Genomic DNA, 22,761 nt, shown 5'->3' with positions numbered 1-22,761 from the left:
TAAAAGAAAGGATGATTTACTATGTATGATCCAAAATCGCTGAAAGCGGAAGATTTCATTTCTCATGAAGAAATTCTTGAAACTCTTGATTATGCGGAGCAAAACAAAGACAATGTGGAGCTGATTGACCAGATTATTGCAAAAGCCAGAGAATTAAAGGGGCTTACCCATCGGGAAGCTTCGGTTCTTTTGGCTTGTGATATACCGGAGAAGATCCAGGAGCTGTATGACCTGGCAGAGCAGATTAAAAAGAAATTCTACGGCAGCCGTATCGTGATGTTTGCGCCGCTCTATCTGTCCAATTACTGTGTAAATGGCTGTACCTATTGTCCCTATCATTTAAAGAATAAACATATTGCAAGAAAGAAACTGACTCAGGAAGAAGTGACCAGAGAAGTGATTGCCCTTCAGGATATGGGGCATAAACGTCTTGCTCTTGAAGCAGGAGAAGATCCTGTGAATAACCCCATCGAATATATACTGGAATGCATTGACACTATTTATTCCATCAAGCATAAGAATGGTGCTATCCGCAGAGTGAATGTTAACATCGCTGCCACTACAGTGGAAAATTACAGGAAACTGAAGGAAGCCGGAATCGGAACTTATATTTTATTCCAGGAAACCTATCATAAGGAAAGCTACGAAAGCCTTCACCCAACAGGGCCCAAACATGATTACGCTTACCATACCGAGGCGATGGACCGGGCTATGCAGGGCGGTATCGATGATGTTGGAATTGGGGTACTGTTCGGACTGGAACGATACAAATATGAGTTCGCCGGATTGTTAATGCATGCCGAGCATTTAGAGGCAGTTCACGGAGTAGGTCCGCATACCATCAGCGTTCCCCGCATTAAGAGCGCAGATGATATTGACCCCAATGCTTTTTCCAATGGCATCGACGATGAGATATTTGCCAAGCTGTGTGCGCTGATCCGCGTCTGCGTTCCATACACTGGCATGATTGTATCCACAAGAGAAAGCCAGAGCGTGAGAGAAAAGGTGATCCGTCTGGGCGTATCCCAGATCAGCGGCGGCTCCAGAACCAGTGTGGGCGGTTATGAGGAACAGGTTCGTCCAACGGAAACTGAGCAGTTTGATGTATCAGACCAGAGAACTCTTGATGAAGTGGTTCACTGGCTGATGGACTTAGGCTATATTCCCTCCTTCTGTACGGCATGCTACAGAGAAGGCCGGACAGGCGACCGTTTCATGAGTCTGTGTAAAAGCGGTCAGATTCAGAACTGCTGCCAGCCCAATGCGCTTATGACATTAAAGGAATATTTAATGGATTATGCTTCCGAAGAAACAAAGGAAGTAGGAGAAGCATTAATTGCAGCGGAATTAAACAATATACCGAAAGAAAAGGTACGTCTGATCTGCGAAGATCATCTGGAGAAAATTGAAGCTGGAATCCGGGATTTCCGGTTCTGATATGATACTGACGACTGAAAAGAGGAGAACAATATGGGATTAAATGAGACGCCGTCATCTGAGAGAATTCACATTGGCTTTTTTGGCCGCCGCAATGCAGGAAAATCAAGTGTAGTTAATGCAGTAACCGGACAGGAGCTTTCTGTAGTATCGGATATTAAGGGAACTACTACAGATCCTGTTCATAAATCTATGGAACTTCTTCCCATGGGACCGGTAGTAATTATCGATACACCGGGATTTGATGATGAGGGTGCGCTGGGTGAGATGCGGGTGCGTAAGACAAAGCAGATATTAAACCGGGTGGACTGCGCAGTACTTGTTGTGGATGGTACCTCTGGGAAAACGCAGGTGGATGAGCAGCTGATTGGCTTGTTTACAGAAAAGAAAATTCCCTACGTAGTTGCTTACAATAAGTCTGATCTTGCAGGTGACGGAGATTATGCAGACGGCTTATCGGTCAGCGCCCAGAACGGGTATCATATTCATGAACTGAAGGAGCGGATCGGAAGTCTGGTGAACACCGGGGATATGAAGATGCGGATTGTAGGGGACTTACTAAAACCCTGCGATCTGGTAATTCTGGTTATTCCCATTGATTCGGCAGCTCCAAAGGGGAGAATCATTCTTCCTCAGCAGCAGACTATGAGAGACATTTTAGAGGCAGGAGCTGTTGCTATCTCTGTCAGAGATACAGAATTAAAGCAGACCATTGAAAAGCTGGGAACAAAGCCCTATCTTGTTATAACAGACAGCCAGGCGTTTGAACAGGTGAATAAGGATACGCCAGATGATATACTTCTGACATCATTTTCTATTCTGATGGCAAGGTATAAAGGCTTTTTGGAGGATGCAATCAAAGGGGTGGCAGCAATCAGTAAGTTAAAGGATGGAGATAAAGTTCTCATATCAGAGGGCTGCACCCACCACAGACAGTGTGATGACATCGGTACTGTGAAGCTTCCCCGTTGGCTGAAAGAGTTTACGGGAAAAGATCTGGTGATTGAGACATCTTCCGGCAGAGAATTTCCTGAGGAACTTTCCGGCTATCAGCTGATCATTCACTGCGGCAGCTGCATGTTAAACGAAAGGGAAATGGAATACCGCAGAAAGACAGCGGGAGATGCAGGAGTGCCATTTACCAACTATGGAACCGCCATTGCTTATATGAAGGGAATATTAAAGAGAAGCTTAGAAGTGCTTCCGGATCTGGAAAAACTGATTTAGGCATATGGATTAATAAGGCTGCCGCATCAAAAGACAATGTGTCTGGGGATGTGGCAGCCTGTTTGTATTAATGGTTTGTTAAATGAGAGGCTAAAAGCTGTCTGAATGCGTTGATTTCACTTTCTGATGTAAAAACACGTTTCGGTATTAAGGTGTAGGAGCGTTTTTTCTGAATCAGGTAAAAATAATTCATGCTTTCCCTATAGTGTTTGTAAATATCCCAGGTCATAGTGGAATGCACGGCGTGTGCGTCAAACGTGATTTTATCGTCTTCAAACAGCAGCTTATAAGGATGACGAAGTTGTTCATATTCCTTGTAAAATATGTAAGGCCGAATGATAATGACTGTAATAACCGTGATATTTATAAAATATATCATGAAGGCAAGTATAACATATATTCTCCTCCCCTTGTTTGTCATTTTCTTAAGTTTCAGGTAAAAGCAGATTTAACCCTGTTATTTTCTTCGTTTTGCAATTCTTTAAAAAAATCTGATAATCCTTCTGAGTTTTGTTCCGCAATATATCTAAAATACAGGACCCTTTGATCTTCCGGAATTACTATAGGAAGCATGTTATTGTGTATCAATTCATAATTAATGAGTAACCGACCTGTACGTCCGTTACCATCTTCAAAAGGATGGATTCTTTCAAATTGTATATGATTATATGCTATTTTTTGAAAGATAGAGTCGTATTCCGTTTTTGCGTAATTATAAATAAAGTACATCATTGCCTGGGTAACCTCCTGGGGAGAAGGAGGCAGATGTTCGGCTCCTTGTATGATAACCGGTACTTTTCTATAACCACTAATATCAGAAATATTTTTATTGATCAGGATACCGATGTCTATTATCATTTGCTGGTCTAATTGGTTTTCAGAATGTTCTAAAATGTAAGAGAGAGCGTATTTATGATTAATTGCCTCGTAAATTTCTCTCGGTTTTGCATTAACCGAAAAGCTGTTATCATTAAACAGAATAGCGTACGTCTCAGCATAGGAAAGAGTGTTTCCTTCGATTTTATTTGAATGATATGTGCTTCTGGTAATATAATCCTCAAAGTATTTCTGATTATTTATAATAAATTCTTTTACGCTCATAGATGACACTCCTATCCTTATAACTGGCATCTTATGGTCAGTCATTCACTGATTTCGATAACTATCTATCATGTAACAGAATTATAAGTTATTGCTTCGTGACTGTCAATAAATAAAATCTATGAAACTGCTCAGGGCTCATGATTGGAAATGACATTTGCCAAATTTTGTGATATTATATTTTTTAGAACTTTTATGAAAGAAAGGGGGGCAGGACCATGAATCTTACCGGCAGTATGATGATCGCTTTCTCGATGTATTCCCGGATACCCGTGCTCCAGGTTCAGTGGACGAAAGAGCGGATGAAATATGCCATGTGCTTTTTTCCCCTGATAGGAGCAATAATAGGTTTGCTGGAGTATGGCGCCATTCTTCTTTTTCGTACTTTGGGATTTCCTTTTTTAGAACAGATCATGCCTGTTATCATCCCTGTGGTGGTTACGGGTGGAATTCATATGGATGGACTTCTTGATGTAATCGATGCAAAATCATCCCACGGCGAAACTGAGAAAAAGCTGGAGATACTCAAGGACCCTCATACAGGGGCATTTGCAATTATTGGCTGTGGAGTTTATTTCCTTTTATACCTGGCATTTTTCATGGAAATGAAGCCTGCCATGATCCCTGCCTATTGTATAACGTTTGTTATAACAAGAGCCTTAAGCGGACTTTCTGTTGTTACATTCCCTATGGCGAAAAAGAGCGGACTGGCAGCGGCTTTTTCAGATGGAGCCCATAAAAGAGTGGTTGGAACTGTTATGGTTCTTTACCTTGTAATTACTTTAATGGGATTATGGATTTTAGCAGGAACAGGGGGATTATTAGCAGTTTCTGCCCTGTCATTTCTGGTGTTTTTATATTATTACCGCATGGCAAAGCGGGAATTTGGTGGAATCACCGGGGATCTGGCAGGTTACTTTCTTCAGATCCTGGAATTGGTGCTGGTCATGGTACTGGCTGTACTCTCTCATATGAATATATAGGAAATGACAGGAAGGAATTAGAATGAAGTTAATTATTGGCGGAGCATGGCAGGGAAAGCTTTCCTTTGCACTGCAGCTTACTAATACACAATTGGAAGACAAGGCAGATGTGGCAGAAGGGTCGACTGATCCGTATCAGGCTGCGTTTGAGTCCAGGATCATACATGATTTCCATGAGTATGTCAGAAGACTTTTGAAGGATCATATAGATCCGGACGAATTTATTTTTAATATTCTGGACAAGAATCCCGAAGCAGTGATTACCATTAATGAGCTTGGATGTGGGATCGTGCCTGAAGATCCGTTTGACAGAACGTGGCGGGAAAGTGCCGGCAGAGCGGCAGTGAAACTGGCAAAATACAGCGGCGAAGTATACCGCATGGTATGTGGTATACCGGACCGGATTAAATAGAACAGGAAAAAGGACTGACATATGTTTAAATATCATATAACTGCGGTGCTGATCGGATGTTTTCTGGATGCGTGTTTTGGAGACCCTTTATTTTTGTGGCATCCTGTTTGCGCAATCGGGAACCTGATAAGCTGGCTGGATAAAAAAATACGGCTCCGGTTCCCGGAGAATGAAACCGGGGAAAGGCAGGCTGGTGTATGGCTTGTTGTACTGGTGCTTCTTGCTGCAGGCGGACTTTCGTTTGGATTATTGTTCGTTTCCTACGGTATTTCCCCCATAACAGGGCTGGTAGTGGAAAGCATCATGTGTTACCAGATGATGGCATGGCATTCCTTAAGAAAAGAGAGCATGAAAGTATATCATGCATTTTTAAAAAAGGATATTGAGCAGGCAAGACAGGCGGTTTCCATGATTGTAGGCCGGGATACTAAGAGTCTTTCTGATATCGGTATCACAAAGGCAGCGGTGGAAACCGTGGCAGAGAATACTTCCGACGGAGTGATTGCGCCGTTGATTTTTATGACCCTCTTTGGTGGAACCGGTGTATTTCTTTATAAGGCAGTCAACACCATGGATTCCATGGTAGGCTATAAAAACGACCGGTATCTCTGGTTTGGCCGGTGTGCCGCCAGGCTTGATGATGTGGTGAACTTTATTCCTGCCCGTATCTCGGCATTGCTTATGGTAGCGGCTGGTTTTTTGTGCCAGCTATTATCCAGGGGAAGCTTTTATTGTGGGAAAAATGGGTTTCGGATCTGGAAACGTGACCGTTTTAACCATAAGAGCCCCAATTCCGCCCAGACCGAATCAGCCTGTGCGGGGATTCTTAAGATTGAGCTGGCCGGGAATGCATGGTACTTTGGAACTTTACATGAAAAGCCTGTCATAGGAGATCCGTTGAGAGCCGTGGAATATGAAGATATAACAAGGGTGAACGTGCTGATGACAGCTACCTACATACTGGCGCTGATTCCGGTTGTCATACTGCTTGTGATCAGCCTTTAGAAGATACTACTGAAATGGAGAAATAAAGATGGAATATCAGCATGGAGGAGACATTTATACCAATCGGGTCACCATGGATTACTCTGCAAATATCAATCCTATGGGGCTTCCTCCCGGTGTCAGGAAAGCACTTTTACAGGCGGTTGAATCCTGCTCCTGTTATCCTGACAGCCGGTGCCAGAAATTGAGGAAAGCGCTTTCCTTGTTTCATGAGGTTTCTGAAAAACACATTATATGTGGAAATGGAGCGGCAGATCTGATCTTTCAGATTGTACATGCGATAAGACCCGGACGTGCACTTTTAATTGCCCCTTCCTTTCTGGAATATGAGCAGGCACTTAAAACTGTATCAGCAGATATTTTGTGGTATGATTTGAAAGAAGCGGACGGATTTACTTTATCCGTTCATCAGTTAATTGAATGGCTGAAATCCAAAGATCAAAGGGTAGAGATGCTGTTTTTGTGCAATCCCAATAATCCCACCGGATTTGCTCTGGGAAAAGAGGAAATGAAGACACTTCTGGATTTTAGTAAAACCATGGGGATATACTGCGTAATAGATGAATGTTTCAATGAATTCCTTGATGATCCGGAGGATTATTCTGTACTGGAACTTATATCACAAGGCGGTTATGAACACGTTTTTGTTCTGAAAGCATTTACAAAAATTTATGCCATGGCTGGGCTGCGCCTTGGCTACGGGATTACAACCGGAGAAGAGATGCTGGAAAAGATGAACTGCATACGACAGCCGTGGAGTATTTCTTCCCTTGCGCAGGCGGCAGGAGAGGCGGCGATTAAGGAAACGGAATATGTAAATGAGACAAGGAAGCTGATTGCAGCGGAACGGGAATATCTAAAGAGGAACTTAACAGAGCTTGGATTTAAAGTCTATGATTCTAAGGCAAACTACCTGTTTTTTAAGGATTTAAGAGAGAATGCCCTTTCTGGGGAAATGCTTTTATATAAAGAACTTCTGGAACAGCAGGTATTAATCCGGTCCTGTTCCAATTATAGAGGGCTTAACGGCACGCATTACCGGATCTGCGTAAAACAGAGACGGGAGAATGATGCATTTCTTACTGTATTAAAATCCATACTGATAGAAGGAGAATGAAATATGGCAAAGACAATCATGATTCAGGGCACCATGTCCAATGCAGGCAAAAGCCTGATTACGGCAGGTCTGTGCCGGATTTTAAAGCAGGATGGATATCGGGTCTGCCCCTTTAAATCCCAGAATATGGCACTGAATTCCTTTATCACAGAGGAAGGACTGGAGATGGGCAGGGCTCAGGTGGTACAGGCTGAGGCAGCAGGTGTAAAGCCGGTGGCTGCCATGAATCCGGTGCTGCTTAAACCCACCAACGATACCGGTTCCCAGGTGATTGTCAACGGCGTGTCCATTGGCAATATGCCTGCAAAAGAATATTTTGCATATAAAAAGAAATTAATTCCGGAAATAAAAAAAGCATTTGAAACGTTGGCCAGGGAGTATGACATTATCGTCATCGAGGGTGCAGGAAGTCCGGCAGAGATCAATTTAAAGCAGGAAGATATCGTCAATATGGGAATGGCTAAGATGGCGGATGCGCCGGTACTGCTGGTGGGAGATATTGACCGCGGGGGCGTATTTGCTCAGCTTTACGGCACGGTTATGCTATTAGAACCGGAAGAGAGGGCCAGAATCGGAGGTCTGATTGTAAACAAATTCCGCGGGGATAAATCCATTTTAGAACCGGGACTTGACATGATAAAAGAGCGGCTTCAGATACCTGTAGCCGGAGTGGTTCCTTATATGGATGTGGATATAGAAGATGAAGACAGCCTGGGAAATCATCTGGCAGGAACTGCAAAAACAGAGTGGACGGATGTGGAAATTGCTGTCATCCGTTTCCCAAGAATTTCAAATTTTACTGATTTTTCCGTGTTCTCTGCTATTCCTTGTGCAGCGCTGCGCTATGTGGATTCGGTATCAAATCTTGGAAAACCGGATCTGGTGATTCTTCCTGGAAGTAAGAATACCATAGAGGATCTTCTCTGGATGCGCCAGAATGGACTGGAGGCAGCAGTAGTGAAGCTGGAAGCTTCAGGAGTTCCTGTATTTGGAATCTGCGGTGGATTTCAGATGCTTGGTGAACAGTTAAAAGATCCGCAGGCAGTGGAATCTTCGGCTGGCCTTTCCACTGTACGGGGGATGGGACTGCTTCCTGTACGGACTGTATTCGGAGCAGAAAAAACCAGGACAAGAGTGACTGGTGCGTGCACTGCAGTTGATGGTATTTTTGAGGATTTGTCAGGGATGAACATCGAAGGCTATGAGATTCACATGGGACAGACGGAGCGTGCGCTTCCGCCCTTATCCTATGTAATGGAAAGTCAGACAGGCTCCCATCTGGCTAAAATGGATGGCTGCCAGAGAAGAAACGTCTATGGTACCTATATTCACGGTTTCTTTGACAGTGAAGGAATTGCGGATACAATTATAACAGCGCTGAGAAAGAAAAAAGGGCTGACTGACCAGCCAGATAAAACTATCAGCTATCAGGAATACAAGGAAAAGCAATATGACAGGCTGGCGGACCTTTTACGGGTAAGCCTGGATATGGACCGGATCTATCGCCTGATGGGTTTAACCAATGATGACGGAGGAACAAATGTTTAGTAAACTGGAACGGGTGAGACCCGAGGAAATTGAGAAAAGAAGCTTTGAAATCATCACACATGAGCTGGGAGATAAGAAGCTGGACCCGGAACAGGAACTGGTGATCAAACGTGTAATTCATACAACTGCAGATTTTGATTATGCAGATAATCTGATATTTTCACCCCATGCGGTAACACTGGGGATTGAGGCATTGAAAGCCGGCATCCCGGTGATCACCGACACCAATATGGGAAAAGCCGGAATTAATAAAAAGGCACTGGAACGCGTGGGAAGCAGTGTCCACTGCTTTATGGCAGATGATGATGTAGCAGAGGAAGCGAAAAAAAGGCAGACGACACGGGCCCATGCCAGTATGGATAAGGCTGCCAGGCTTTCAGGCGAATGCATTTTTGCCATTGGCAATGCTCCCACAGCTCTTGTGCACCTTTATGAGCTGATACAGGAGGGGAAGATTAACCCCAGACTGATCATCGGCGTTCCGGTGGGTTTTGTCAATGTAACTGCGTCCAAGGAGCTTATTCTGTCTCTTCCTGACGTGCCTTATATTGTGGCAAGAGGAAGAAAAGGCGGAAGCAATGTGGCGGCAGCGATTATAAATGCCATGCTTTATCAGATTTCATAACATCATTGTTTCTTAGAGGGGAAATACCATGGACCTATACAGCATTATTTTAGTAGATGACGAAGAGGAAGTACGAAAAAGCATTATTAAGAAAATTGAATGGCAGTCAGCCGGTTTTAAAGTTGTAGGTGACGCGGAAAACGGAGAGGATGCCATTGAAAAGATTGAAGTTTTAGAGCCGGATGTCGTCCTGACTGATATTCGGATGCCCTATATGGATGGATTGGTGCTTGCAGAAAAGATACGGCAGCGGTATCCTTCCATGAAGGTTGTGATTTTTTCCGGATACGATGATTTTGAATATGCACAGAAAGCAATCAAACTCAATGTGACCGAATATATTTTAAAACCTGTAAATGTGGAAGAACTTACTTCGATATTAAAGAGAATCAAGAACAATCTTGACCGTGAAATTGAAGAAAAACGGAATATAAGCAGGCTGAGAGAAAATTATAGAAAGAGTCTTCCGATCTTCAGGGAACAGTTTTTTAATGATCTGGTGCACAAGAATCTGTCCAATGAGGTTGCACAGCAGAAGCTGAGAGAATACGATATTCCCATTGCAGGTGCGTGGAAATGGATTATTGCCGCTGTGGCTGTAGAGCGGGGGGAAGTGGGAGATACTTTGACACTTCATAGCGAAGAAGAACTGATTCCTGTTTCCGTCATGCAGATCATCCGGGACAAGCTGGAAGGGTATTGCAGATTTGCAATGTTCCAGTCAGTTTTGGAAGCAGAGATGGTTGTTGTAGTTGCTCTTGATGAAGATTTCATTACCGGACTCATCGATGTATTCGGAGATATCTGCAAGGAAACAAGAAGAATACTGGAGGTGCCGGTTACCATAGGAATCGGACATAGCTGCAGCGAATTATCAAATATCCCGTTTGCATATCAGTCGGCGATTGACGCTCTGGGCTATAAGGCGATTGCAGGAAAAGGAAATACCATTTACATCAATGATATGGAGCCGGTAGGAAGCGGCAAGCTGGAATTCGACAGTGTTTCAGAAGCGGATCTTACTTCTGCCATAAAGTTTGGCCCCTATGAGAAAATCGAAGCGGCTGTGGCCAAGATTATTCAGAAGATGGAATCTGCAAAAGTACATTTCAGGCAGCAGCAGGTTTACATGTTCAGAGTTTTAAACAGTGTGATACAGATGGTACAGCAGCATGATCTGGATTTAGAGGAAATAATGGGCGGGGATTTTGAGTCTATGGCAGTTTTTGACAAGATACAAAAGGGAGAATTCGGGTCCTGGCTTTTTAAGGTGGCTGAGAAAATCAACCAGGCAATTAATCAGGAGAGGGATTTTACCACAAGACAGGTAATTCAAGAAGCAAAACAGTATATTATGGATCATTATCAGAATCCGGATTTATCCGTGGAAATGATCTGCCGCCATCTGCACATGAGCCCTGCTTACTTTTCCACTCTTTTTAAAAAGGAAACCGGACAGGCCTATATCGCCTATCTTACGGACCTGCGCTTAAACAAGGCAGTGGAACTGTTAAATAAAACGGAGGACAAAACCTATGTCATTGCGGCAAAGGTTGGGTATCAGGAACAGAACTATTTCAGTTATGTTTTTAAAAAGAAATTTGGGGTATCACCAACCAAATTCCGCGGAGTGAGGTAATGGAAAAAAAGAATAACAGCATTCGATATACTATATTTGTATATTTTACAATAACAGCGCTTGCCGCAGGTCTTTTGATTACCCTGTCTTTATACCAGCGCCTTTCTTCTCAGGTTGCAGAGGTGGTTCAGGAGGAGAATCAGAGTCTGATCAACCAGGTGGCGAGATCTGTGGAATCCTATTTGCGGACAGTTATGAAGCTTTCTGATTCTCTTTATTATGGGGCTGTGAAAAATGCGGACCTTTCTTCTCAATCCATTAATAATGAGATTACCCTTCTGTATGATAACAATAAGGACAATGTGGATAACATTGCCCTTTTTGCCCAGGACGGCGCGATGGTGGAAGCCGTGCCTGCAGCAAGACTGAAAAGAAACCTTGATATAACTGGAGAGAAATGGTTTAACAATGCTCTGGAAAAAACGGAAAACCAGCATTTTTCTGATCCTCATGTCCAGTATATATTTGAAAACAATGAAAACCAGTACCGGTGGGTGATATCCTTATCAAGAGCGGTGGAACTTACAGAAGGAACATCAACCACTCAGGGAGTTTTGCTGGTGGATTTAAGCTATTCCAGCTTAGAGCATTTGTTTGACAGTGTTACCACAGGAAAGGGCGGTTATGTCTATTTAATTGCCAGCGACGGGGAGATTCTTTACCACCCCAGGATTCAGCTCATTGATTCGGGACGAATGAAGGAAAATAACCAGATGGCCTCCAGTTATAAGGACGGGATTCACCGTGAGGTTTTTGAAGGGGAAAGCAGAATCATAACAGTAAAATCCGTTGGCTATACAGGCTGGAAGATTGTCGGTGTTACGCCCAAAAGTGTGGTTTCCTTAAATACCATCAAAACTAGGCTTTTCATTGTATTTTTGATTACTCTTATTTTATTCGCATTAGTACTCATCAACTCCTATATCTCATCTCGTATAACAAATCCTATCAAGGAGTTGGAAAAATCCGTAGGAATCCTGGAAGAAGGGGATTTGGAAACTGCAGTTTCCATCGGAGGCTCCTATGAAATCCAGCATTTGGGTAATTCCATTAAAAATATGGCAATTCAGATCCGTGTACTCATGGACGATATCGTAACGGAGCACGAAGCCAAACGGAAACAGGAATTTAATACCCTGCAATCACAGATTAATCCCCACTTTTTATATAATACGCTGGACATTATTGTCTGGATGATAGAAAATGAACAGAAGAACGAAGCAGTTAAAGCGGTAACTGCACTTGCCAGATTTTTCAGGATAAGCTTAAGTAAAGGGAAAAGCATCATTACAGTCCGTGATGAACTGGAACATGTGAGAAGTTATTTAATGATTCAGCATATGCGTTTTAAAAATAAGTTTTCCTATCACATTGAGGCAAAGGAAGAATGCATGGAATTAACCAGCTTAAAACTGATTCTTCAGCCACTGGTGGAAAACGCCATTTATCATGGCATGGAATTTATGGATGGAGACGGAGAGATTCACTTATCGGTGGAGCAAAGAGGAGACGATCTTATAATCCAGGTGTCCGACAATGGTCTGGGCATGACGGAAAAACAGGTTCAGAGCCTTTTTTCTGATGAGGTGCATGTTACTTCTACAAAGGGGTCCGGTATCGGAGTGAAGAATGTAAATGAAAGAATCAAACTTTACTTTGGAGAGCGGTACGGCCTGACCATCGATTCGGAGCCAGATGAGGGAACTACCATTACCATTCTTCTTCCGGCGGTTCCTTATGATTCTTTTTTAGAAAGGGAAAAAAGAGCATGACAAAACAGGAAAAAATTTTATGGGTTCTTCTGCCGGCAGTGCTCGTGATTCTGTTTCTCCTGTCTTCTACAGATTTAATCATTAAGGAAAAAAAGACGGAGATTTACCCGGTTTCGGTAATTATAAGCGATACCTCCGATGATTATTTTACAAATTTCAGAAAAGGTGTGGATAAAGCGGCAGAAGAATACAACGTTGATGTCAGCTTGATCACTCTTTATGAAAAGAGTGATCAGGACCAGCAGCTGGAACTGGTAAAACGGGAAATTAATGACGGGGCCATGGCAGTGGTTTTAGTACCGGTTAAGCCGGAAGAATGCGCCAGGAAGATGGACGACATGGTCTTAAACTGTCCTGCTGTTATCGTTGGCAATCTGATACCGAATGAGAGGGTTAAGTGCGGCATTGCTCCGGATTTTGAAGAAGAAGGGCGGATGCTTGGACAGGCGATTGCCAGAGAGAACTCTCCTGGCAGGCCGGTATGGATCTTTATGGATGGCATTGACGACGGTTATAACCGGGAGGTTTGTGCAGGGGCAGAAAATGAACTTAATAAAGCAGGATTTACAGTAAAGCTTTACAAAAAAACAATGGAGGACACATTTCACAAAGCAATAGAAGGTCTGGTTTATCCAGGTGGTGAAAAAGTGATTATAGCAGCAATCGACGCAAAGAGTCTTGATGAAACAGCGGAAATTATTGCTGGAAGTCCGGTTTATGGCAATTATGTGGACGGTCTTTACGGAACAGGCAGTACCACCAGGCTTTTAACGCAATTAGATAACGGGGTGATAAAAGGGCTGGTGGTAAGTGATCAGTTTGATGCAGGGTACAGAAGCATTGAAAAAGCGGTTGAGTCGGTCCATGGAGGATTTGAGAAAGAACAGATTGTACTGGATTCTTATTATATCCAAAGAGAAGATTTAAGAGAGAGAAAATTCGAAAAAATCTTATATCCGATTGACTGAATGGGGGAAAAGAAATGAAAAAAAAATATGGAGTGCTGGCAGCGGTTGTTATTATAATTGTGATAGTTCTGGCGGGGGCATATCAGAACTATAAATCAGGGAAAAGGGAGGCGAACAAAGCAGTTCGCATAGGAGTGACTCTGTACAGGGGAGACGATTCGTTTATTAATACCATAAGGGGAAAGCTGGAAGAGCAGGCAAAGGTATATGAAAAGGATACCGGTATTAAGGTTGTAATGGAGATTGTGGATGCCAAGGGCAACCAGAATACCCAGAACAGCCAGGTGGACCGTTTTATTTCCCTGGGGTATGATGCGATCTGTGTCAATATGGTGGATCGTTCTGCTGCATCAAATATTATAGGGAAGGCAATGGATGCAGATCTGCCGGTGGTGTTTTTCAACAGGGAGCCGGTGGAGGAGGATATGCGGCGGTGGGAGAAGCTTTATTATGTAGGTGAGAATGCAAAAGAGTCTGCAACGTTACAGGGAAATATGCTGGTGGAGGCCTATAAAGCAGACCCCTCTTCTCTTGACTTAAACGGAGACGGAAAGGTGAGCTATGTACTGCTGGAAGGGGAGAGCAGCCATCAGGATTCTTTGATCAGAACGGAATGGTCCATACAGACCTTAAAGGATGGCAGAGTGCCTTTAGAAAAGATCACAGGAGCCATTGCAAACTGGGACAGAAGCCAGGCATCTGCCTGGATGGAGCAATGGCTGACGGAGTATCCGGGTGAAATTGAGGTGGTGATCTGCAACAATGACGATATGGCACTGGGTGCAGCAGATGCCCTTGAGCGTAAAGGGGGCACCAGGCCCGTAAAGGTTGTTGGAATCGACGGAACTCCCCAGGGAATTGAAGGGGTGCGGGAAGGAAAAATTTTTGGCACTGTTCAGTGTGATAGTGATGAATATGCGGGAGTGATCTTTCAGATTGCGGCAGCAGAGGCTCTTGGTAAAAATGTACAGGAAACAGTGAAGTTGAGCAGGGATAAGTATTATGAATGTAAGCAGAATACTCTGACTGCCGAATAGGAATAAGGGAAAATTGTTATTTATCAATAAAAAACTATAAAAAAATTGGCTGTATCATGAAAAATCTAAAAAAATCGATACATATCCCAAGAAAATTATATGGAATAGTGCACAAAATAAAGCTATAATGTGCATGTCGATAAGGTAAAAGTACCAATCGAACACAATTATATAATGATAAGGGAGGATTTATCATGAGATTACTCAAAAAAGTAGTAGCAGTAGGTCTCGCTTCAGCAATGGTATTTTCCATGGCAGGCTGCGGTTCCAGCTCAAAGGCCACAACAGCTGCATCGGAGGCAGCAACAGCAGCAGATACAAAAAAGGAAGATTCCAGTGCAGCAGAAACAACTGCAGAAGCAGTAAAGGATGCAGTAGGCGGAGATTTAGCTGACAAGAAAGTCGGTATATCCATCTACAAATTCGATGATAACTTTATGACACTTTATCGAACAGAGCTTCAGAGATATTTAACAGAAGATCTGGGATTTAAGAAAGAGAATGTAATAATTCAGGATGGTAAGGGTGATCAGGCAGAACAGACCAACCAGATCCAGAACTTTATTACTCAGAAATATGACGTACTTATTTTAAATCTTGTTCAGGCTTCCTCAGCTCCGGAAGTTACAGATATGTGTAAGGAAGCAGGAATTCCTGTTGTTTTCATTAACCGTGAGCCAGATACGGAAGAAGAGCAGAGATGGAAAGATGAAAAAATCAATGCGACCTATGTTGGATGTGATGCTAGACAGTCCGGAACCTATCAGGGTGAAGAAATTCTTGAGACTTCCAATAAGGGTGATATCAACGGAGACGGCGTTGTAAACTATATTATGATCCAGGGCGATCCGGAAAACGTAGATGCACAGTACAGAACAGAATTCTCTGTAAAAGCACTGACTGATTCAGGTGTAAAGGTAAAAGAACTCTTAGAGCAGCGTGGTGACTGGGATCAGGCTAAGGCACAGCAGATTGCTCAGGATGCTCTGACACAGTACGGCGACCAGATCGAAGTGATTTTCTGCAACAACGATGCAATGGCACTTGGCGCACTTCAGGCAATTGAAGCAGCAGGACGTACCGTAAATAAAGACATTTATTTAGTAGGTGTAGATGCGTTAACAGAAGCAGTACAGAACGTGCTTGACGACAAACAGACAGGTACCGTATTTAACGATCATTTCTCTCAGGCTCAGACAGCAAGCGATTTGGCTGTTAAGTATTTAAAGGGTGAATCCGTTGATAACGTTAACATGGTTGACTATATTAAGGTTACCAAAGATAATGCTCAGGATATACTTGACAAATTAAAATAATTTCCAGCAGCCGGAAAACGGGTGTGTCGGCAGGGCACACCCGATTTTTAAAAGTAAAAATACCCTGACGGGTATCCCTTTATGTCCTGAGAAACGAACGAATTAATGAAATACCCTACGGGTATCCCTTTATGTCCTGAAAAGCGGACAGAAACAATGAAATACCCTACGGGTATCCCTTTATGTCCGGAAAAACGGACAGAAACAATGAAATACCCTACGGGTATCCCTTTATGTCCGGAAAAACGGACAGATTAATGAAAGGAGAAGCGGGATGGCAGAGAAATACAGACTGGAAATGGTTGGAATCAGCAAATCCTTCCCTGGCGTCAAAGCACTCGATAAAATCAATTTAAAAGTACGTCCCGGTACCGTTCACGCCCTGATGGGAGAGAACGGAGCAGGTAAGTCAACCCTGATGAAATGTCTGTTTGGCATTTACAAGATGGATGAAGGTGAGGTTTTAATTGACGGTGAAAAGGTGAATATCGCCAATCCGGATGATGCACTTCATAAAGGCCTTGCTATGGTACACCAGGAACTTCAGCCGGTACCGGCTCGTTCAATTGCGGAAAATATGTATCTGGGGCGGTTCCCGATATTTAAAATAGGACCGTTAAAAATAATTGATCACAAAACCATGAATTCTGAAGCAGAAAAGTGGTTAAAGGATGTAAAGATGAATTTTAATCCCAAAGCAAAACTTGGGACCTTATCAATCGGACAAATGCAGTCAGTAGAAATTGCAAAGGCAGTCAGCCAGAATGCAAAACTGGTGATTCTGGATGAACCTACTTCATCACTGACTGATAATGAGGTAGAAGCACTGTTCCGCATCATAAAGGACTTAAAGTCCCGCGGAGTTTCTATGATATATATCAGCCATAAAATGGCAGAAATCAGACAGATTGCGGATGACATCACGATTATGCGGGATGGAACCTATGTAGGCTCGTGGCAGGTACCTGATATCTCCGATGAAGAGATTGTAAAGCAGATGGTAGGAAGAGAACTGGGAAATGTTTATCCTCCTAAGGATGATTACAGGACGGATGAAACCGTACTGAAGGTGAGTCATTTAAGCAGCATCCATGAACGTTCCTTTCAGGACTGTTCATTTGAACTGAAAAAAGGAGAGATCCTGGGATTCGGCGGTCTGGTAGGAGCTCAGAGAACCGAGTTGATGGAAGCTATCTTTGGTATGAGGCATATTGCCGAAGGTGAAGTAGAGGTTCTTGGCAAGAAAGTGGTTATAAAATGTCCCCAGGATGCAATTAATGATTCTGTTGGTATGATCACGGAGGACCGAAGAGGAAACGGAATTTTCGGGTGCTTAAGTATTTCAGATAATACGGCGATTGCATCCTACAAGAATTATACTACAGCAGGAGTCATACACGGAAAAAAGGTGGATTCTGTGGTAAAAGAAAGCATTGCGAAGCTGAGCATTAAAACGCCCAATGACAGAACGCTGATTCAATCTCTTTCCGGAGGAAACCAGCAAAAGGTAATTATTGCAAGGTGGCTGGCCAATAATCCTGAAATTTTAATCATGGATGAGCCGACGCGGGGAATCGACGTGGGCGCCAAATATGAGATTTATCAGATTATGATAGATCTTGTTAAGCAAGGAAAATCTATCATAATGATATCTTCTGAGATGCCTGAGCTGATCGGTATGTCAAACAGGATTATCGTTATGTGCGGCGGACGTATCACAGGAGAAGTCGAGGATAGTGAGGCAACCCAGGAAAAAATCATGGCCTTTGCCACTCAATTCGATATCAACAAAACGGAGAATAGTTCCAAACAGGAGGTTAAGTCATGACAGCTAAGAAGATAAATTTGAAGGATTTCCTTATAAATAATGGAATCATCGTTGTCCTCGTCCTGCTTGCCATTTTTACGGTAATTAAGCAGCCGTCATTCGGAACAGTTGACAATTTAAAGAATATTGCCTTAAATGTGGCACCTCGTTTCATCATCGCCTGCGGAGTATCTGGGTGTCTTATCACCAGAGGTACAGATCTTTCAGCAGGACGTATTGTAGGGCTTTCTGCCTGTCTGGCAGGGACGCTTCTGCAGAAACCCGGCTACAGCGGTAAATTCTTCCCCAATCTTCCGGATTTTGGAATCTGGTGGGTATTTGTAGTTCTTCTGATCTGCATTTTGGTTTCTGCGTTATTTGGCCTGATAAACGGCCTGGTAGTATCTTATCTGCAGGTACCGGCATTTATCGGCACTCTGGGCATGCAGCTTGTTGTATATGGTGTTTGTCTGGTTTATACCAACGCAACACCAATTGGAGGTTACCGTCCTGCATATACGGAAGTAGCAAAGGGAAGATTATTTGGTGTCGTTCCGTATCTGTTTTTAATCGCGCTAGCAGTAGGACTTGTAATCTGGTTCATTTATAACAAAACTCCGCATGGAAAATATATGTATGCCATAGGCGGCAACGAGCAGGCTGCAGAAGTATCTGGTGTTAATACTAAAAAGACAAAGATTATCATCTATGTAACAGCTGCTGCACTTTACGCACTGGGCGGCTTCCTGGTTGGAGCAAAATCCGGCGGATCATCTGTTAATATGGGAATGGGCTGGGAATTGGAAGCAATTGCTGCCTGTACCATCGGCGGTGTGTCTGTAAACGGAGGTATCGGTAAGGTATCCGGTGTTTTAATCGGTGTTCTCGTTTTTGAAATCTTAAAAACCTGTCTTCAGTATCTGGGAGTCAACACTAATTACCAGTACATCGCTCAGGGTTTGGTTATCATAGTTGCAATTGCTCTTGATATCAGAAAATACATTGCTAAAAAGTAAAATATACTTACAAAAAGCGTCCGATTCGGCAGCCTAACCGATTCCGGACGCTTTTTCAGATCCCGAAACTATTCTGTCATCTGGCTGAGCCGGCTGTTTTGATATTCCCCTGATAAGGTAACATCTTTTCCAAACCAGGAAGGGGGCGTAAAGGAGTGGGCTTCCTCCAGGCTTTCAAATTCAACCTCTGCCAGCATTAATCCCTGAAATCGGCCTTCAAACACATCCAGCTCTATGGTCAGGTGGCTGCAATCTTTAACGGGAATTAAGTATCTCTTTTTTGTAAGAATGCAGCCGTCTGTTTTGCGGATTAAATGATTGTAAGAATCTTCATTTAAGGGAAGGTTGTATTCTTCCCTTGCCAGAAGTCCTTTGGATTTATAGGTCAGAATATAGGTTTCATCCTCTTTGCGGACCCGGACGACGGGGTCCGTTGATAAATATCCCTGTTCGATAAAATGATGGGGAAATGACATATAATTTTCCGGCGGATCGGTAACCAGATATTTGCGTTCGATTTCCATGAAAAAACCTCCTGATTCCATGTATTGGGCTGTGAAACAGGGTTAGTATACCACAATCGGATAAAAAATAGAAGATAGTGGCAAAAAGAAGAAAAACGTGGTAATATGAGAAATACAGTAAAAATCAGGAGATCAATCGTATGAAGTGCTTGATAAAGCGTATGGTTATTCTTTTTCTGGTGGCTGCAGCGTTGCTTGCAGCAGGCTGTGCAGGAAAAGGCAGCCAGCCAAAACCTGCGGAAAGCTCGGAAAAAGAGGCTGGTACAGAAGGAATTGAGACAGCAGAAGGTCCTAAAATAGGAATAAGCATCTATCGTTATGATGATACATTTATGAAGCTTTACCGGTCGGAATTAAAACAATATCTGGAAGAAACCTATCATGCCCAGGTCATTATGCGCAATGCAGGAGGGGACCAGTTCGAACAGGACCGCCAGATCAGGGAGTTTATTGACAGCAAGTGCGACGGGATTATCGTCAATCCTGTGGAAGCTCTGGCAGCAGGACAAATTGCGGATAACTGCAGTCAGGCAGGAATTCCTCTTGTTTTTATTAACAGTGAGCCGTTTGAATCAGAAAGAAAACGTTGGAAGGAGCGGCACATGGCGGTTTCCAGTGTGGAAACAGACTCTAAGCAGGCGGGAATCTATCAGGGGGAGATCATTTTGGAAAGTCCTTTGAAAGGCGACAGGAACAAAGACGGCATCGTCTCTTATGTAATGATAAAAGGGGAGGCGGGCAGTGAGGCCGTCCGGTGCCGGTCGGAATATTCGGTTAAGGCGTTAAAGGATGCAGGGGTGAGGACAGAGGAGCTGTTTTCCGGTTACGGCAACTGGAACAGAGAGGAAGGTAAAAAACTTGCTGCACAGGCATTGGCCGTTTATGGATCCAGAATTGACGTGATTTTCTGCAACAATGATGCTATGGTGAACGGAGCTGTGGAAGCGGTGGAAGAAGCGGGTATGGTACCAGGGAAAGATGTTTATCTGGTGGGAGTTGATGCGCTTAAGGAGACCGTGGGTTATATAAAGGCTGGGAAGGTAGCTGGTACGGTTCTAAATGACCATCAGGGACAGTCGAAGACTGCTGCAGATACGATAGTACGGCTGATACAGGGGGAGGATGCCGAGACTGAGTATCTGGTGGATTATATAAAAGTTACAATGAACAGTACATTTCATAGTGAGAGAGGAGACGATTAATATGGGTAAGGTTTATGCATTTTTAGCAGATGGGTCAGAGGAGGTGGAACTGCTTGCAGTTGTTGACGTTCTGCTAAGAGGGGGACAGGATGTGAAACTTGTGTCAGTAACTGGTAAAAAGAATGTAACAGGATCTCACGGAATTAAACTGCAGGCGGATGTTTTAATATCCCAGACAGATTTAAAGGCTGGGGATGTGCTTTTTCTTCCGGGAGGCATGCCGGGAACCAAAAACCTTGGAGCCAATGAAGACTTATTAAATGCGCTGTTGGAAGCTCATAAGGATAACCGCAGGATTGCTGCTATCTGTGCAGCTCCCAGTATTCTTGGCAGGCTTGGGCTTCTTGAGGGAAAAAAGGCAACCTGCTTTCCGGGATATGAGGGCGAATTATCAGGAGCCAGTGTGGTCAGTCAGGGCGTAGTGACTGATGGCAATATAACAACAGCCAGAGGGCTGGGGTATGCGCTTGACTTGGGAATCGAGCTGTTAGAGCTGCTTGTTGATAAAATGCATGCGCGAAAAATAAAAGAGGCAATTCAGTACGATCAGATTCCGATGTAGCAGGCAGGTGAACCTATGAAAAAGAGTTGGATGGTACCAATTGCTTTTATTTTCTGCTTATTTTACCTTACCGGTTGTGAGAAAAGGGATCCATATGGACTTTCTTCCAGGGACCCTGTGACAATCACAATCTGGCATTATTATAATGGTGTCCAGAAAGAAGAATTTGACAGTCTGGTCAGAATATTTAATGAAAATGAGGGACGGACAAAAGGAATTATAGTAAAGGCTTATAACAAAGGAAGTATTGATGAGCTGAGCACTGCGGTCAGCGACAGTATTGAACACAGAATCGGTTCAGATCCGCTTCCTGATGTATTTTCTGCTTATGCAGATAAGGTTTATGAAGTGGACAGTATGGGGCTGGCTGCAGATTTAAGTAAATACTTAACCTCACAGGAGCTGTCGGAATATGTGGCTGCATACATGGACGAGGGAAGATTCGATGACAGCGGTTCTGTCAAAGTATTTCCTGTTGCCAAATCCACTGAGATACTTACGGTGAACAAGACGGACTGGGATACGTTTGCTGCTGCAACCGGTGTAACGGAGGATGCTTTTTCAACCTGGGAGGGAATCGCCAGATTATCGGAATCTTATTACAGGTGGACAGACAGCCTTACAGAAACGGCTGGTGACGGAAAGGCTTTTTTTGGCAGAGATGCATTTGCTAACTATATGATTATCGGAAGTCTGCAGCTTGGACATGAGATCTTTTCTGTGAAAAATGGGAAAACCACAATGGATTTTGATTGGGAGACGATGAGAAAACTGTGGGATAATTACTATATACCGTTTGTAAACGGCTACTTTGGGGAATATGGCAGATTCCGCAGTGATGATGTCAAGACCGGAAAGCTGGTTGCATTTGTGGGTGCAACAAGCGGAATCTCTTATTTCCCAACCTCTGTAACGCTGGAGGCTGGAACAAACTATCCCATCGAAAGCAAGCTCTATCCGCTTCCGGGATTTGCAGGGACAATGCCCTGTGCTGTCTCACAGGGGGCAGGTATGATGGTTTTTAAATCAGATGAAAAACGGGAATATGCAGCAGTCTGTTTTCTGAAATGGTTTACCGCTACAGAACAGAATATGAAATTTGCTATAGGTTCCGGTTATCTGCCCGTAAAAAAAGCAGCAGCGGAGCAAACGCTTCTGGAGCCGTTTTTGAAGGAGGCAGGAGAAGACAGCGCGGTTTCCCGCAATCTGATTATCGGACTGGATACGGCGAACAGGTACAGGCTTTATACTTCTAAGCCTTTTAAGGGGGGAGACCGTGCAAGAGAGATCCTTCAGACTTCTATGACCTCAAAAGCCAGGGAGGACTCCCAAAAGGTGAAAGAGCTGGTGAACGGGGGAATTAAACGGGAGAGGGCTGTTGCCCGTTTCACAACGGATGAGAACTTTAACCAATGGTACGAAGATACGAAGAGGCAATTGGAGGCAGTCATTGGAGAGTAATT

The 22,761-nt window shown here is 43.5% G+C and carries 21 protein-coding genes; 18 read left to right on the top strand and 3 right to left on the bottom strand.

The window, feature by feature from the left end; genetic code table 11:
* Positions 1-21 precede the first annotated feature (21 nt).
* Together hydG and hydF are read left to right on the top strand one after the other, a co-directional pair.
* Positions 22-1,437: a [FeFe] hydrogenase H-cluster radical SAM maturase HydG gene (gene hydG, locus RZO55_RS15965; protein ID WP_318065239.1), complete on the top strand. Its 1,416-nt coding sequence runs from the start codon at positions 22-24 to the stop codon at positions 1,435-1,437.
* A 33-nt stretch (positions 1,438-1,470) separates the two neighbouring features.
* Positions 1,471-2,664 (top strand): [FeFe] hydrogenase H-cluster maturation GTPase HydF, encoded by a 1,194-nt coding sequence (hydF, locus tag RZO55_RS15960; RefSeq protein ID WP_318065238.1) that lies wholly within the window; start codon positions 1,471-1,473, stop codon positions 2,662-2,664.
* A 67-nt stretch (positions 2,665-2,731) separates the two neighbouring features.
* Here hydF and RZO55_RS15955 read toward each other — a convergent pair whose 3' ends face one another.
* Together RZO55_RS15955 and RZO55_RS15950 are read right to left on the bottom strand one after the other, a co-directional pair.
* Positions 2,732-3,043 (bottom strand): YcxB family protein, encoded by a 312-nt coding sequence (locus RZO55_RS15955; RefSeq protein ID WP_318065237.1) that lies wholly within the window; start codon positions 3,041-3,043, stop codon positions 2,732-2,734.
* 53 nt (positions 3,044-3,096) lie between these two features.
* Positions 3,097-3,765 carry a Fic family protein gene (locus tag RZO55_RS15950; protein WP_318065236.1) on the bottom strand — a complete coding sequence of 223 codons (669 nt, stop codon included), beginning with the start codon at positions 3,763-3,765 and terminating at the stop codon, positions 3,097-3,099.
* A gap of 218 nt (positions 3,766-3,983) precedes the next feature.
* Here RZO55_RS15950 and RZO55_RS15945 point away from each other — a divergent pair, with 218 nt between their 5' ends.
* The 13 genes from RZO55_RS15945 to RZO55_RS15885 all read left to right on the top strand — a co-directional run bounded on the left by RZO55_RS15945 (position 3,984) and on the right by RZO55_RS15885 (position 19,010).
* On the top strand, positions 3,984-4,748 hold the full coding sequence (locus tag RZO55_RS15945; protein WP_318065235.1) for an adenosylcobinamide-GDP ribazoletransferase: 765 nt from the start codon (positions 3,984-3,986) through the stop codon (positions 4,746-4,748).
* Between the two features lie 22 nt (positions 4,749-4,770).
* Positions 4,771-5,160, top strand: coding sequence for a bifunctional adenosylcobinamide kinase/adenosylcobinamide-phosphate guanylyltransferase (locus tag RZO55_RS15940; RefSeq protein ID WP_318065234.1), 390 nt, complete (start codon positions 4,771-4,773; stop codon positions 5,158-5,160).
* A gap of 21 nt (positions 5,161-5,181) precedes the next feature.
* Positions 5,182-6,165: an adenosylcobinamide-phosphate synthase CbiB gene (cbiB, locus tag RZO55_RS15935; protein WP_318065233.1), complete on the top strand. Its 984-nt coding sequence runs from the start codon at positions 5,182-5,184 to the stop codon at positions 6,163-6,165.
* Positions 6,166-6,193: 28 nt separating this feature from the next.
* Positions 6,194-7,282 (top strand): pyridoxal phosphate-dependent aminotransferase, encoded by a 1,089-nt coding sequence (locus tag RZO55_RS15930; RefSeq protein WP_318065232.1) that lies wholly within the window; start codon positions 6,194-6,196, stop codon positions 7,280-7,282.
* A 3-nt stretch (positions 7,283-7,285) separates the two neighbouring features.
* Positions 7,286-8,830: a cobyric acid synthase gene (locus RZO55_RS15925; RefSeq protein ID WP_318065231.1), complete on the top strand. Its 1,545-nt coding sequence runs from the start codon at positions 7,286-7,288 to the stop codon at positions 8,828-8,830.
* A complete protein-coding gene (locus RZO55_RS15920) occupies positions 8,823-9,455 on the top strand; it encodes a precorrin-8X methylmutase (RefSeq protein WP_318065230.1) in 633 nt (210 codons plus the stop codon). The genes RZO55_RS15925 and RZO55_RS15920 overlap by 8 nt, the downstream gene beginning before the upstream one ends.
* Positions 9,456-9,483: 28 nt before the next feature.
* A complete protein-coding gene (locus RZO55_RS15915; protein ID WP_318065229.1) occupies positions 9,484-11,094 on the top strand; it encodes a response regulator transcription factor in 1,611 nt (536 codons plus the stop codon).
* Complete coding sequence (locus tag RZO55_RS15910; RefSeq protein WP_318065228.1) at positions 11,094-12,866, top strand: sensor histidine kinase; 1,773 nt, start codon at positions 11,094-11,096, stop codon at positions 12,864-12,866. The genes RZO55_RS15915 and RZO55_RS15910 overlap by 1 nt, the downstream gene beginning before the upstream one ends.
* Positions 12,863-13,834, top strand: coding sequence for a sugar ABC transporter substrate-binding protein (locus RZO55_RS15905; protein ID WP_318065227.1), 972 nt, complete (start codon positions 12,863-12,865; stop codon positions 13,832-13,834). The genes RZO55_RS15910 and RZO55_RS15905 overlap by 4 nt, the downstream gene beginning before the upstream one ends.
* Before the next feature lie 14 nt (positions 13,835-13,848).
* A complete protein-coding gene (locus tag RZO55_RS15900) occupies positions 13,849-14,871 on the top strand; it encodes a galactose ABC transporter substrate-binding protein (protein ID WP_318065226.1) in 1,023 nt (340 codons plus the stop codon).
* 194 nt (positions 14,872-15,065) lie between these two features.
* Positions 15,066-16,187 (top strand): galactose ABC transporter substrate-binding protein, encoded by a 1,122-nt coding sequence (locus tag RZO55_RS15895; RefSeq protein ID WP_318065225.1) that lies wholly within the window; start codon positions 15,066-15,068, stop codon positions 16,185-16,187.
* Positions 16,188-16,461: 274 nt separating this feature from the next.
* Positions 16,462-18,015, top strand: coding sequence for a sugar ABC transporter ATP-binding protein (locus RZO55_RS15890; RefSeq protein ID WP_318065224.1), 1,554 nt, complete (start codon positions 16,462-16,464; stop codon positions 18,013-18,015).
* Complete coding sequence (locus tag RZO55_RS15885) at positions 18,012-19,010, top strand: galactose/methyl galactoside ABC transporter permease MglC (RefSeq protein ID WP_318065223.1); 999 nt, start codon at positions 18,012-18,014, stop codon at positions 19,008-19,010. The genes RZO55_RS15890 and RZO55_RS15885 overlap by 4 nt, the downstream gene beginning before the upstream one ends.
* Before the next feature lie 68 nt (positions 19,011-19,078).
* Here RZO55_RS15885 and RZO55_RS15880 read toward each other — a convergent pair whose 3' ends face one another.
* A complete protein-coding gene (locus tag RZO55_RS15880) occupies positions 19,079-19,534 on the bottom strand; it encodes a CYTH domain-containing protein (RefSeq protein WP_318065222.1) in 456 nt (151 codons plus the stop codon).
* A 140-nt stretch (positions 19,535-19,674) separates the two neighbouring features.
* Here RZO55_RS15880 and RZO55_RS15875 point away from each other — a divergent pair, with 140 nt between their 5' ends.
* The 3 genes from RZO55_RS15875 to RZO55_RS15865 are packed head-to-tail and all read left to right on the top strand — an operon-like array spanning position 19,675 to position 22,759.
* Complete coding sequence (locus RZO55_RS15875; protein WP_318065221.1) at positions 19,675-20,736, top strand: substrate-binding domain-containing protein; 1,062 nt, start codon at positions 19,675-19,677, stop codon at positions 20,734-20,736.
* A gap of 1 nt (position 20,737) precedes the next feature.
* Positions 20,738-21,298, top strand: coding sequence for a DJ-1 family glyoxalase III (locus tag RZO55_RS15870; RefSeq protein WP_318065220.1), 561 nt, complete (start codon positions 20,738-20,740; stop codon positions 21,296-21,298).
* 15 nt (positions 21,299-21,313) lie between these two features.
* The gene (locus tag RZO55_RS15865) at positions 21,314-22,759 is read left to right on the top strand and encodes an extracellular solute-binding protein (RefSeq protein ID WP_318065219.1); all 1,446 of its coding nucleotides are present in this window, start codon (positions 21,314-21,316) and stop codon (positions 22,757-22,759) included.
* Positions 22,760-22,761 lie beyond the last annotated feature (2 nt).

Origin of the sequence: Clostridium boliviensis, assembly GCF_033342255.1 — a bacterium.
GTDB lineage: Bacteria > Bacillota > Clostridia > Lachnospirales > Lachnospiraceae > Lacrimispora > Lacrimispora boliviensis.
Note: the sequence above shows the minus strand (reverse complement) of the source record. Positions and strands in the feature narration are given on the sequence as shown.